Origin of the sequence: Flavobacterium sp. LC2016-13 (assembly GCF_009707955.1) — a bacterium.
GTDB lineage: Bacteria > Bacteroidota > Bacteroidia > Flavobacteriales > Flavobacteriaceae > Flavobacterium.
In genome coordinates, this window is record NZ_WMDQ01000009.1 from 127,464 (window position 1) to 140,062 (window position 12,599).

Genomic DNA, 12,599 nt, shown 5'->3' on the forward strand with positions numbered 1-12,599 from the left:
ATGGTTTATTTTTCTTTTCTTTGCACCCTGATTTTGAATAACGATAAAAGATAAGTATAATGTCAAGAGTTTGTGACCTTACAGGTAAAAGAGCGATGGTAGGAAATAACGTTTCTCACGCTATGAACAAAACTAAGAGAAAGTTTTCTGTAAACTTAGTTAAAAAGCGTTTTTATCTTCCAGAAGAAGATAGATGGATTACTCTTAGAGTAGCAGCATCTACGATAAAAACAATTAATAAAAATGGAATCACTGCTGTTTTGAAAAAAGCGCAGTCAGAAGGATTTATCAAATAATCTTTTCCTAAATAAATATATAGCAAGATGGCAAAGAAAGGTAATAGAATCCAGGTAATTTTGGAATGTACTGAGCACAAGACTTCTGGTGTTCCAGGTACTTCAAGATACATAACAACTAAGAACAAAAAAAATACTCCGGACAGATTAGAGATTAAAAAATTTAATCCAATCTTGAAACGCGTAACTGTTCACAAAGAAATTAAGTAATAATTAGAGATTTTTGTAAATCTCAAATGGTTTTGCCATTTAGAGTTTTATAGAAAACTTCAAATAACATTTGAATCATGGCAAAGAAAACCGTAGCATCGTTACAAACATCTTCTAAGAGATTATCAAAAGCCATAAAAATGGTAAAATCTCCTAAAACTGGTGCATATACATTCGTAGAATCTATTATGGCTCCTGAAGAAGTTGATACTTTCTTGAAAAAGAAATAATTACAATCACATTATATAGAAAAGCTACTTTCATTCGGAAGTAGCTTTTTTATTTTTTATATTTGTCTCAACTTTTATAGAAGTAGAATAATTGGCTTTTTTTTAAGCGATAATTTACGTTATACTTTATATCTTTACTCTTCATTTGTGTGATAAGCAAAGAATATTGATGCTATAGAACAGAAATAAAAATAATTGACATTCTTTAAAGATTAGGATTTCAGATAATCTAATAAGTCTAGAAGTCTAACAATCTAATAATCAACAAAAAATGAGTTTTTTTAAAAAATTATTCTCTACTGATAAAAAAGAGACTTTAGACAAAAGTCTTGAAAAATCAAAAACTACTTTTTTCTCAAAGTTAAGCAAAGTTGTTGCCGGAAAATCTAAAGTCGATGACGATGTTTTAGATGATCTGGAAGAAATTCTTGTAGCTTCGGATGTTGGCGTAAATACAACACTAAAGATAATTTCAAGAATCGAAAAACGCGTTGCTGAAGATAAATATTTAGGAACAGAAGAATTAAATCAAATTCTTCGTGAAGAAATCGGTGGTTTATTGTCTGAAACCAATAGAGGAGAAGCAACAGAATTTGATATTCCGAAAGATAAAAAACCTTATGTTTTAATGGTTGTTGGAGTAAATGGAGTTGGTAAAACAACAACCATTGGTAAACTGGCCTATCAATTTAAAAAAGCAGGTTATAAAGTTGTTTTAGGTGCCGGGGATACTTTTCGTGCCGCAGCAATCGATCAACTTCAGGTTTGGGCAGATCGGGTAGATGTGCCAATCGTAAGACAAAATATGGGAAGTGATCCAGCTTCTGTTGCTTTTGATACTTTACAATCAGCCGTAGCTCAAAATGCAGATGTTGTTATTATTGATACTGCAGGACGTTTGCATAATAAAATCAATTTGATGAACGAATTAACCAAAGTAAAACGTGTAATGCAGAAAGTTGTTGCCGATGCGCCTCACGATGTACTTTTGGTTTTAGATGGTTCTACAGGTCAAAATGCTTTTGAACAAGCAAAACAATTTACTGCTGCAACCGAAGTAACTTCTCTTGCTGTAACAAAATTAGACGGAACTGCAAAAGGTGGCGTTGTAATTGGTATTTCAGATCAGTTTCAGATTCCTGTTAAGTATATTGGAGTTGGCGAAGGAATTGAAGATCTGCAAGTCTTTAATAAATACGAATTCGTAGACAGTTTTTTTAAATAATTTTTCAGATAATTTATAATGAGTTTTTCTTCTATAAAAAATATAACGCCTCTTACTTTTTATTTCGGAAGCGTTATTTGTTTTGTTTTAGCCAATGTTTTAAGAGATAAAAGCCTGTCTTTTTATTATATTTTATTGGTTCTGGGGTTAATTTTCTTTTTTATGGGAATCTTAAAAAGACTTCGTACTAAAAGTTAATTTTTACTTTTAGAAATTTATTCAGTAAATGTTTTCATTACGAACAGCTGTAATTATCATGAAATACTATGTTTTTATTTTGATTTTCGGCTTGTTTTCTTGTACAAACAAGAAAAATGAAAACAATAATAAAGATTTAAAAGTAATTCAAAAGGTTATAGTTATCCAGCCTTTGGGTAATTTTAAAACAGAACAGGCTAAAAATATTTTTGCAAAAATCAAGACTATCAACTCAAATGTAGTTTTACGAGAAAATATTCCTTTTCCTGAAAATTCATATTATAAACCCAGAAATAGGTATCGTGCTGACAGTATTATAAAATCAATCCGAAATAATATCGGTAAAGATTCTGTTATTGTTGGGTTGTCTCATTCTGATATTAGCACAACAAAAGACAAGATTCAGGATTGGGGAGTGATGGGATTGGGTTACAGACCAGGAAAATCTTGTGTAGTTTCTGATTTTAGATTGTCTGTCAGGAATAAAAATCAACAGTTTTATAAATTGGTTTTACATGAACTTGGTCATACAGCGGGTTTACCACATTGCGCAGTGAAAACTTGTTTAATGCGAGATGCAGAAGGCGGAAACCCACTGGATGAAGAAAAAAACTTTTGCAATAATTGTAAAAGCTTCTTAAAAGCTAAAGGTTGGCAATTAATATAAGTGTTTACTTTACTGATACAAAGCACTAATTTTCTCCCATAAAACTTTATCAAAATCAGATAAGGCAAGATTAACATTATCTGCTGCATCTCCCATTCTGATGATAACCATATTTTTGCTTGGCACTACATAAATTTTTTGGTCGTTTTTACCCAAAGCCATAAACATATCATTTGGTCCGGTAGGAATTACACTTCCAGGAAAAGTAAGTTGTGACTGTGGTAAATGATAATTTGCTTTCCCGTTTAACCACCATAAATAACCATATCCTAAATTAATACTTTGTGAAGTAGTTGTAGCTTCAGTAAAATAAGCTTCGTTTAAAATTTGGGTGTTTTCCCATTTTCCTTTATTCAGCATCAATAATCCGAAACGTGCCATACTTCTGGAAGTACTGGTATATACGCTGTTTACACCAAGCTGAACCCAATTCCCGTTCATGCCAATTTTATCCCTTAATTTAGTATTAAAATAGTTTTCCCAGGTTTGCCCGCTTGCTTTTGCAACAACGTCTTGTAATTTTACATATACATTATGGTACGCCCAACGATTTCCTGCGTCGGCTTTATAAATTAAACTGGCAGGATCTACGTCATCTGTACTGTCATCAAGTCCGGATGTCATCGTTAGTAAATGTTTACAGGTAATTAGATTTTCTTGTGCTAAAGTTTCACTTGTCCAGCCTGTTCCAATATATTGAGAAACTTTGTTATTGATGTTCAATAAACCTTCTTGCTGAGCAATTCCTGTGATGGTTGAGGTTAATGTTTTTCCTGCGCTTGCCCAATACCAGTTTGTTGCTGCCGTATGTCCGTTAAAATAATTTTCTAAAACAATTCTTCCATTAACCAAAATAATAAATGATTTAGAATGTTTGAGTTCGAGATAATCTAAAAGTGGCTGCACGGCATTTTGATTCCATTTTAAGTTTGAAATTGTTTTTGTTTCCCAAGTGTTTCCTGTTGTTGGTGGAAAATACATGCTTTCAGTTGGTGTTGTTGTAGGTTCAGCAGGATCTGAAGTACTGCATCCTGCAAACACAAAGATTGTCAGGATAGTAAAAATAGTTTTGGTCATGTTTTTTGGTTTTAGTTTAGGGTTTGACCAAAAATATGCAAAATAGTTTAATGGGTTTTTATAAAATTTTATTTCTTTTGAATTTATAAAGTTAACTTTGTGATTCATTAAACTTCTTTTGAAAACGTGAATCCTGTCCGTTATGGAAACCGCATTGATTTTAATAAATATAATATGAAAAACACTTTTATGATTTTGGTTTTATCGCTTTTGTTTGTGGGTTGCAAACAAGAAATTAAACCTGCAGATATTGCAAAATTGAATGGCTATTGGGAAATTGAAAAAGTGGTTTTTGACGGAGGTGAAGAAAAGGCATACGGAATGAATGAAAACTTTGATTATTTTAAGATTAAAGACACAAAAGGGACACGAACGAAGGTTATGACGCAGCTTGACGGAACTTTTTTGACAACAAATACTTTTGAAAATGTTTCGGTTCGATTTACAGATAAAGGAACTTTTCTGGATTATAAAACAGATTATGCAAAGTGGAGTGAAGAATTAATTTCTATTTCTGATCAAACGTTTGTAGTGAAAAACGATCAGGGTAAAGAATATCATTATAAAAAAACAGGACCAATAAATATATTAAACGATGGCAAAAAGACTAAATAACCAAAGTACGATTGGCGATGTTTTACATCAGATTATTCAGGTAAATAAATTACAACCCGGAATGGATCAGATTGATGTCAAAGAAGCGTGGAGACAATTGATGGGAAATGGAGTAAACACGTATACAAAAAACGTTGTTTTAAAGGGAAGTACGCTTTATGTTGAGCTGGGATCAGCAGTTTTAAGAGAAGAATTGAGTCACGGAAAATCTAAAATTGTCAAAATGATTAATGAAGAATTAGGTCGTGAAGTGGTTAAGGATGTAGTGCTACGCTGATTTTAGATTTTAGAGTTCAAATTTTAGATTTTAGATTTTAGGCAATAAAAAAATCCATTTCAAGTGAAATGGATTTTTTTATTGTGATGATTAAAAGTTCAACAATCTAAAATTTGAACTCTAAAATCATAAATTAAAATTGCTCTCTTCCAGCAAAATGGAATGCACCTTCAATAGCTGCATTTTCATCGCTATCAGAACCGTGAACTGCATTTTCTCCAATAGAAGTTGCGTATGCTTTACGAATAGTTCCTTCAGCAGCTTCAGCTGGATTTGTAGCTCCAATTAAAGTTCTGAAATCTTCTACTGCATTGTCTTTTTCTAAAATAGCAGCAACAATTGGTCCGCGTGACATAAATTCAACTAATTCTCCGTAGAAAGGTCTTGCAGCGTGAACAACATAAAATGCCTGAGCGTCAGCTACAGTTAATTGAGTTAATTTTAATGAAACGATTTTGAAACCTCCATTAGTAATCATTGCTAAGATATTCCCGATGTGTCCGTTTGCAACAGCATCTGGCTTAATCATTGTAAAAGTTCTATTTGTTGCCATTTTTGTGTTTTTAAATTTTGTGCAAAAGTATACTTTTTTTATGAATTGATTTTAATAAATTCATAATTAAAACACGTTAGAATAATGTTTTGACTAAGAAAAGACTTTTTTTTAAACCATATAAGTTATATAAGTTCATTTAAATTGCTTTGCGTGCAGATTATCCTGTTTCTAAAATGAACTTATATAACTTATATGTGAAGCTTTCTATACTTTGAATATTAATTTATTTCTATAGAATATCCATAAAATAATTGTCCAGATACAAACGTAAACCAATGCGCCGGCCAAAGAAGCGGCCATTGGATTGCTAAAAAATGGCGCAATTCCAAATCTATATAAATAGTTTAGAAGATTGATTTTTTCAGATGTATTATGTGGATTTTGAAATTCGATCATTACTAAAGCTTGTGGAATAATCTGAGAGCTAAAAAATACAATCATAGGATTTACTCCCCAAATTAAAAATGGTTTAAAGCCTTTTTTGTAATCTGCAATATCAATAACATAATATAAAACAGCTAAAAATGTTGTGGCAAGACCTGTAGTAAATAAAACATAACTACTTGTCCAAAGTGATTTGTTTAGAGGAAAAACGATATTCCAAAGTAAACCAACAACAATAAGTACAACACCTGCAATAACTATTTTTTGAGCTTTTTGTGTTTTTGTGATTTCACGTAGAAGCAATTGGCCTATTAATAAACCAATAATTCCGTTTACAATTGATGGAATTGTACTTAAAATTCCTTCCGGATCCCAAGTTACAGTTTCATGATACATGTGGCCTTTTAGTAAAATGCTGTCGACCCATGAAGCTAAATTGGTTCCTTTTTCTAAATTCGCTGCTCCAAATCCAGGAACAGGAATTAAAGTCATTATTGCCCAATATCCCAATAATAAAATAACTCCGGTAATAATTTGAGTTTTTTGAGAGGTTTTTAAATATAAAAGAGAAACTACAAAATAAACAATGGCAATTCGTTGTAAAACTCCCGGAAGGCGTACATCGTGGTAAGCTTCGATACCACTGTAAGCTAAAAATAGATAAATAAAGAGAATTGAAAAGGCTAAAATATTTTTGATTTTTGAACTAAAACTGCCCATTAAAGCATAACCAACCGCAATAGTTATGGCTAAACGACCAATAAGAAGTGGGATTCCGTCAAGACCAAATAATTGTATTTTTCCAAAAAAGTTGAAGAAAATACCCAAACAGAACATGCGTAACGAACGCACTAAAATTTTATTAAAAGTTGTGCTGTCGTATGTTTTATCAGGCATTGCTAAAGGAACAGCAACTCCCATAATAAAAATGAAAAACGGAAAAACCAAATCTGTTGGTGTACAGCCATTCCATTCGGCATGTAAAAGTGGTGGGAAAACATTGCCCCAATCGCCGGGGTTGTTTACAATAGTCATTAATAAAATTGTTAATCCTCTGAAGACATCTAATGAAATCAAGCGCTCTCTGGTCATAGTTTTTTGTAATAGGTTAGTTTTGTTTTAAAAGTTACTATTTGGTTTAGAGAGGCAATAATTTCAGAAGAGGCGGTTATTTGTTCTGATGATTATTACTTTATTTTTATTTTTTTTCTCGAATTAGACAAATTAATTTGTCTAATTCGAGGAATCAGTGTTTAAGCTTTATATTGCTATGATATTAAAATTATGTTCTAATGGTTTTAATTTTTGGATTAAAAGCGGAATTAATTGTTCTCCTTTTTCTAAATAAAATTCAGAGAAATTAGTCTGGCGTTCCTGTAAACTTTCATTTGGAAACAACTCGCATTGTAAATCAGTAACGCGTTGCAATTCGTTATCTAATTTTCGTTTTTGGGCTTTTAATAATCTTTTTTCAAGATTTTCTAAACCTTTTTTCTGTTTCACTTCTTGCGCTTTAACTGCTCCCGTAAATGATTTATCGGTTTGTTGTGCTAATTCGTAAAGATATTCAAATTGTTTTTCTAATGTTTCCTTTTGAGGTGTTAAATCAATTGGGAAATCAGATAATTTATGTGTAATTGCATTAACTAAATCAGCAGGTTTAGTAAATAAATCTGACCAGCTTAAATTTAAATTGTCTGCTTTTTTAGCTTGTTTTTCAGTATTAAGAAGCACCGAATTTCGAACCAAAAGCATTGGAAAAGTAATGTTTACGGCATTAAAAAATGATTTTAATTCTAACCAATAAGCAATTTCGCCGCCGCCGCCAATGTAACATAAATTAGGTAAAATAATCTCCTGATACAGCGGACGCATAATTACATTTGGGCTAAATTTTTCAGGGTTGCTTTCTAATAATTTTAGAATTTCTTCTTTAGAAAATGAAGTTCTCGTATTATTTACAATGTATTTGTCATTCTCAAAAACAATTCGTTCACGCAAATCATCTTCGATATAAAATAAATTGATTTCACGAGGATTTACCTGAACTGTATAGTCTTTAAGCTGATCGATAGTTTCCTGAACAGCTTTAAACGAAGTTTGTTTTTCTAATTCTTCTTTTATATAAGGAATAAAAGAACGTTTTAAATCTTTGTCATCAGCATCTAAAATTACTAATCCGTGATTTGCGAATAAACCATTGGCTAAAAAACGAGTAGCATCGGCTAGATTTTCATGTTTTAAATAAGCTTCTTCAAATAGTTTTTTCAAAACACCCGCGTTGGTGCTGGAACCTAATTCTTTAGAATAAATTTCGAAAAATTCAGCTAAACCTTCTGTAGAAAGTCTCCCGACAGGACCTGTACTTTCTTTATTCCATCTGAATTTTTTTCCTTTAAAATTAAAATAATTGATCTCTTCAAAATCATGGTCTTCAGTTGCCATCCAATAAATTGGAACAAAATTATACGTCGGATATTTTGATTTTAATTCTTTCGTTAAATTAATTGTTGAAATAATTTTATATAAGAAGTACAACGGACCGCTGAATAAATTTAACTGATGTCCAGTTGTAATTGTAAAAGTACATTCATGCGCTAAAAGCTCAATGTTTTGCTTTGTAGAATCAGAGATTTCTATATTTTGATATTGCTTTTTTAAAGTTTCAACCAAAGGAATTCGGTTGTTATTATCAAAGTTAGCTGCTTTTTCAGCAATCTGTTTTTCAAAGTTTTCTAAAGTCGGAAAATGATTGTACAGCGGTTTTAATTCTGATTTTTGATCTAAATAATCGTGTATCAATTTAGAGAAATATCCTGAAGTTTGATAGCTGATACAGTCGGTAGGCATAATTTTAAATTTATTTTTGACAGCTGTAAATTTAATGAAAATATACAGTTAAAAACGGTTTTAACGATTGCTTATGATTTGATTTTTGATTTTTGTTTTAAAGCTCCTATAATCAAGTTTTTAATATTAAGTATTTTAATGGTTTGAAAAACGGAAAATATATGATATTTGTTAAAATTAAATAATCTTCCGAAACTAATTATTCTAAATGTAAATTATTAGTAACGAAATTCTATTTTTGTAATCAAAAAAAAGATATATCTAAATTGCATGAAAAATAACCCAAATCAGGAGAATTCCTTACGACATGTTCTTTTTGGCTCTTTAATAGGAACTACAATTGAATTTTTTGACTTTTATATTTATGCCAATGCCGCTGTATTGGTTTTTCCACAACTTTTTTTCCCGGGAGCAAGCAGTACAAATTCTACTCTCGAATCTTTGGCTACCTTTTCAATAGCTTTTTTATCCAGACCTATAGGTTCAGCTGTTTTTGGACATTATGGAGATAAAATAGGCCGTAAAGTGACTTTGGTCGTTGCGTTGTTAACAATGGGATTGTCGACAATTGCAATTGGTTTTTTACCGGGTTATGCAAGTATCGGAATTGCGGCACCAATTTTATTGATGTTATGCAGATTTGGTCAGGGAGTTGGTTTAGGAGGAGAATGGGGAGGCGCTGTTTTATTAGCGATTGAAAATGCACCGCCTCACAAACGGGCGTGGTACGGAATGTTTCCACAATTGGGAGCGCCAATTGGGTTGCTGCTTTCCGGAGGAACTTTTTTAATTCTGACAGATACTATGACGAGTGAAGCTTTTATGGATTATGGATGGAGAATTCCATTTATTGCCAGTTCACTTTTAGTAATTGTTGGGTTTTATATTCGTTTAAAGATTAGCGAAACTCCGGCTTTTGAAAATTCTAAACTTCAACAAAAAGAAGTTAGGATTCCGTTTTTGACTTTGATAAAATCATATAAAAATCAATTGATTTTTGGAACTTTCTCGGCAATTACTACTTTTTTGGTGTTTTATTTAATGACTGTTTTTACACTTAGTTGGGCTACTTCAGATTTAGGTTTTACTAAAAGAGATGCTTTGTTGATACAATTGTTTTCGGTATTGTTTTTTGCTGCTTTTATTCCTGTTTCAGCTTTAGTTGCAGATAAAATCGGGCGTAGAAAAATATTGATTATTACAACATCATATATTGCTATATTCGGATTTTTCTTTTCGTACTTTCTTAATTCAGGAAATCCGGTTTTGGTAACCGCCTTTGTTTGTCTGGGTATGACATTGATGGGTTTTACATACGGACCATTAGGAACTTTTTTATCTGAATTGTTTCCTACCACAGTTCGTTATTCCGGAGCTTCTTTAACTTTTAATATGGCTGGTATTTTGGGAGCTGCATTTGCACCAATGATTGCAATTTGGCTGGCAACCACTTACGGTTTAAACTACGTAGGTTTTTATCTGACGATTGCTGCTTTGATTTCTTTGGTTTCATTTTTAGTGATTTCTAAAAAGACACATCAATTTTAATTTTATAGATAAACTTTTCAAAAAGAGGCAGTAATGTAAAAATTATTGCCTCTTTTTTTTGCTGATTAAAAAAGTATTTAGATATTTGTCTAAATATATAAATGATGAATGATATTTTTAAAGCATTAAACGACGCAACCCGAAGGGAAATTCTGGAACTTTTAAAAGAGAAAGATTTATCTGCCGGAGAAATTGCTGACGCGTTTAATATTTCGAAACCCAGTATTTCGCATCATTTGGATATTTTGAAACGTGCAGATTTAATTACTTCTGAAAAAAATGGGCAATTCATCATTTACTCCATCAATACCACCATTATGGAAGATGTTTTGCAATGGATATTAACCTTTAAAAAATAAAAATGAATTTAGAACTAAAAAAAGAGCTTCCAATAATTGGAATTGTTTTGACACCTTTTGTGTATTTAGCTATTATTTGGGACAGTCTTCCTCAGCGAGTACCTATACATTGGAATTATAAGGGAGAAATTGATAATTGGGGCGACAAGTTTTCGCTTATTTTGATGTTGTTGCTATTGCCGGTTTTGATGTATGTTTTGATGACTTTTATTCCAAAAATAGATCCTAAAAACAGAATTTCTTTAATGGGAGGAAAATTCTATCAGCTTAAGTTTTTTTTGGTATTGTTCATGTCTGTAGTTGCATTATTAATTGTTTATGCCACCAAAGAGCGATCTGTAAATAATCCTAATTTAGTCTTTGCATTGTTGGGCGTTTTACTGATAATTTTTGGAAATTATTTTAAAGTAATTCAGCCTAATTATTTTATAGGAATACGTACGCCATGGACATTGGAAAATAATGAAGTATGGAAAGCTACTCATGCATTTGCAGGAAAGATTTGGGTTATTGGAGGTTTTATTCTAGTGCTGGGAGGCTTGGTTTTAAACAATGCATTTGGTAAAGTATTTGTTTTTATTGTTCTCGTTTTGGCCTTAATTCCCATAGCTTATTCTTTTATAAAGTTCAAACAAATACAAAAAAGGGATCGAAAATCAAATTAATTTAATTACACAATCATTCAAAACAAATGACAAAAATTATACTTATTTTAATAACAGTTTTAAGCTCTTTTTTAATGATGGGACAAGAGATTTCAGGAAAATGGAATGGAGTTTTAAAAGTTCAGGGCACTCAATTAAGATTGATATTTAATGTGAATAAAACAGAAAATGGTTATAATGCAACAATGGATAGCCCAGACCAGAAAGTGACTGGAATTCCTTTAGAGAAAGCAACTTTTGAGAATTCAATTTTAAAATTAGAAATACCAAGTGCTCAAATTTCTTATGTTGGTACATTAAATAAAGACAATATTATTGTAGGTACTTTTACGCAAAACGGGCAATCTTTTGAGATGAATTTGTCAAAAGAAGTAATTCAAAAACAGGTGTATGCAAGACCACAAGAACCGCAAAAATCTTTTCCGTATTATACTGAAGAAGTAAAATTTGAAAATAAAACAGATCATGTAACTTTAGCAGGAACTTTGTCTCTACCTAAAAAAGAGGGTAATTTTCCAGTTGTAATTTTAATTACCGGAAGCGGCAAACAAAATAGAGATGAAGAAATACTAAGACATAAACCATTTTTAGTTTTGTCTGACTATTTGACTAAAAAAGGAATAGCTGTTTTACGTTTTGATGATCGTGGTGCGGGCGAATCTAGCGGTGATTATACAAAAGCAACAACAATCGATCTTGCGAGAGATGTTGAGGCTGGTGTTAACTATTTAAAAACCAGAAAAGAAATTAATAAAAGCAAAATTGGATCAATAGGTCATAGTGAAGGAGGAGTAATCGCTCCAATTATTGCAGGAAATTCAAAAGACATTGACTTTATTGTTTTATTAGCCGCTCCGGGTCTGCGTGGAGATAAATTGTTATTAGTACAAAAAGAAATACTTGAAAGGCAATTTGGAGTTCCTGAAAATGATATTCAAAAAGGTCAGGAATTTTTTAAAGGTGCCTATGAAATTATTTTGGCTTCTTCTGTAAACGATGAAAAATTAAAAAATAATTTAAGTAGCTATGTTCAGTCAAAATTTGATGATAAAACTGCAAAATCATTTGTAGAACAAATTACAAATGTCTGGTGGTATAATTTTTTAAGAATGGACCCGGCTATATCTTTAGCAAAAGTGAAATGTCCTGTTTTAGCTCTTAATGGCAGCAAAGATTTGCAAGTTCCGTCAACTGTTAACTTAGAAGCGATTAAAGAAGCTTTGACCAAAGCAGGGAATAAAAATGTTACAATTAAAGAACTTCCTGGTTTAAATCATTTGTTTCAAGAATGTAAAACAGGTTCTCCTCTGGAATATGATACGATTGAGCAGACATTTTCCCCCATTGCTTTAGAAGAAATATCCAATTGGCTTTTAGTACAAACAAAATAAGAGGTATAACTTCTAAATAAAAAATAACCGCAAAATTTACTTTGCGGTTAT

Annotated in this window: 15 protein-coding genes; 11 read left to right on the plus strand and 4 right to left on the minus strand. The window is 31.6% G+C overall.

The features are described 5' to 3' along the window. Positions 1–59: 59 nt before the first annotated feature. The 5 genes from rpmB to GKZ86_RS18145 all read left to right on the plus strand — a co-directional run bounded on the left by rpmB (position 60) and on the right by GKZ86_RS18145 (position 2,826). A complete protein-coding gene (rpmB, locus tag GKZ86_RS18125) occupies positions 60–296 on the plus strand; it encodes a 50S ribosomal protein L28 (RefSeq protein WP_008468080.1) in 237 nt (78 codons plus the stop codon). A gap of 27 nt (positions 297–323) precedes the next feature. Next, a complete protein-coding gene (gene rpmG / locus GKZ86_RS18130; RefSeq protein ID WP_008253902.1) occupies positions 324–506 on the plus strand; it encodes a 50S ribosomal protein L33 in 183 nt (60 codons plus the stop codon). Positions 507–583: 77 nt separating this feature from the next. Continuing rightward, positions 584–736 carry a DUF4295 domain-containing protein gene (locus GKZ86_RS18135; RefSeq protein ID WP_007805819.1) on the plus strand — a complete coding sequence of 51 codons (153 nt, stop codon included), beginning with the start codon at positions 584–586 and terminating at the stop codon, positions 734–736. 271 nt (positions 737–1,007) lie between these two features. Then, positions 1,008–1,961 (plus strand): signal recognition particle-docking protein FtsY, encoded by a 954-nt coding sequence (gene ftsY / locus GKZ86_RS18140; protein ID WP_154784472.1) that lies wholly within the window; start codon positions 1,008–1,010, stop codon positions 1,959–1,961. 226 nt (positions 1,962–2,187) lie between these two features. Further along, entirely contained in the window at positions 2,188–2,826 is a 639-nt protein-coding gene (locus GKZ86_RS18145; RefSeq protein ID WP_228526601.1) for a Zn-dependent protease, read from the plus strand. Between the two features lie 9 nt (positions 2,827–2,835). Here GKZ86_RS18145 and GKZ86_RS18150 read toward each other — a convergent pair whose 3' ends face one another. After that, the gene (locus GKZ86_RS18150; RefSeq protein ID WP_154784602.1) at positions 2,836–3,903 is read right to left on the minus strand and encodes a serine hydrolase; all 1,068 of its coding nucleotides are present in this window, start codon (positions 3,901–3,903) and stop codon (positions 2,836–2,838) included. A 174-nt stretch (positions 3,904–4,077) separates the two neighbouring features. Here GKZ86_RS18150 and GKZ86_RS18155 point away from each other — a divergent pair, with 174 nt between their 5' ends. Then, positions 4,078–4,518, plus strand: a complete 441-nt coding sequence (locus tag GKZ86_RS18155) for a hypothetical protein (protein ID WP_154784473.1) — start codon at positions 4,078–4,080, stop codon at positions 4,516–4,518. After that, entirely contained in the window at positions 4,499–4,795 is a 297-nt protein-coding gene (locus tag GKZ86_RS18160) for a DUF721 domain-containing protein (RefSeq protein ID WP_154784474.1), read from the plus strand. The genes GKZ86_RS18155 and GKZ86_RS18160 overlap by 20 nt, the downstream gene beginning before the upstream one ends. Positions 4,796–4,928: 133 nt before the next feature. On the opposite strand, the gene GKZ86_RS18165 is transcribed toward GKZ86_RS18160, so the two are convergent. The 3 genes from GKZ86_RS18165 to bshC form a co-directional block, all read right to left on the minus strand. Next, positions 4,929–5,348, minus strand: coding sequence for a nucleoside-diphosphate kinase (locus GKZ86_RS18165; protein WP_154784475.1), 420 nt, complete (start codon positions 5,346–5,348; stop codon positions 4,929–4,931). Positions 5,349–5,555: 207 nt separating this feature from the next. After that, positions 5,556–6,827: an acyltransferase family protein gene (locus GKZ86_RS18170; RefSeq protein WP_154784476.1), complete on the minus strand. Its 1,272-nt coding sequence runs from the start codon at positions 6,825–6,827 to the stop codon at positions 5,556–5,558. 168 nt (positions 6,828–6,995) lie between these two features. Next, positions 6,996–8,585, minus strand: a complete 1,590-nt coding sequence (gene bshC, locus GKZ86_RS18175) for a bacillithiol biosynthesis cysteine-adding enzyme BshC (RefSeq protein WP_154784477.1) — start codon at positions 8,583–8,585, stop codon at positions 6,996–6,998. A 270-nt stretch (positions 8,586–8,855) separates the two neighbouring features. Between bshC and GKZ86_RS18180 the strand changes: the two genes are divergently transcribed. The 4 genes from GKZ86_RS18180 to GKZ86_RS18195 all read left to right on the plus strand — a co-directional run bounded on the left by GKZ86_RS18180 (position 8,856) and on the right by GKZ86_RS18195 (position 12,548). Then, the gene (locus tag GKZ86_RS18180) at positions 8,856–10,133 is read left to right on the plus strand and encodes an MFS transporter (protein ID WP_154784478.1); all 1,278 of its coding nucleotides are present in this window, start codon (positions 8,856–8,858) and stop codon (positions 10,131–10,133) included. A 104-nt stretch (positions 10,134–10,237) separates the two neighbouring features. After that, a complete protein-coding gene (locus tag GKZ86_RS18185; protein WP_026984867.1) occupies positions 10,238–10,492 on the plus strand; it encodes an autorepressor SdpR family transcription factor in 255 nt (84 codons plus the stop codon). A gap of 2 nt (positions 10,493–10,494) precedes the next feature. Further along, positions 10,495–11,157 (plus strand): SdpI family protein, encoded by a 663-nt coding sequence (locus GKZ86_RS18190; protein WP_154784479.1) that lies wholly within the window; start codon positions 10,495–10,497, stop codon positions 11,155–11,157. A 26-nt stretch (positions 11,158–11,183) separates the two neighbouring features. Next, positions 11,184–12,548 (plus strand): S9 family peptidase, encoded by a 1,365-nt coding sequence (locus GKZ86_RS18195; RefSeq protein WP_154784480.1) that lies wholly within the window; start codon positions 11,184–11,186, stop codon positions 12,546–12,548. Positions 12,549–12,599 lie beyond the last annotated feature (51 nt).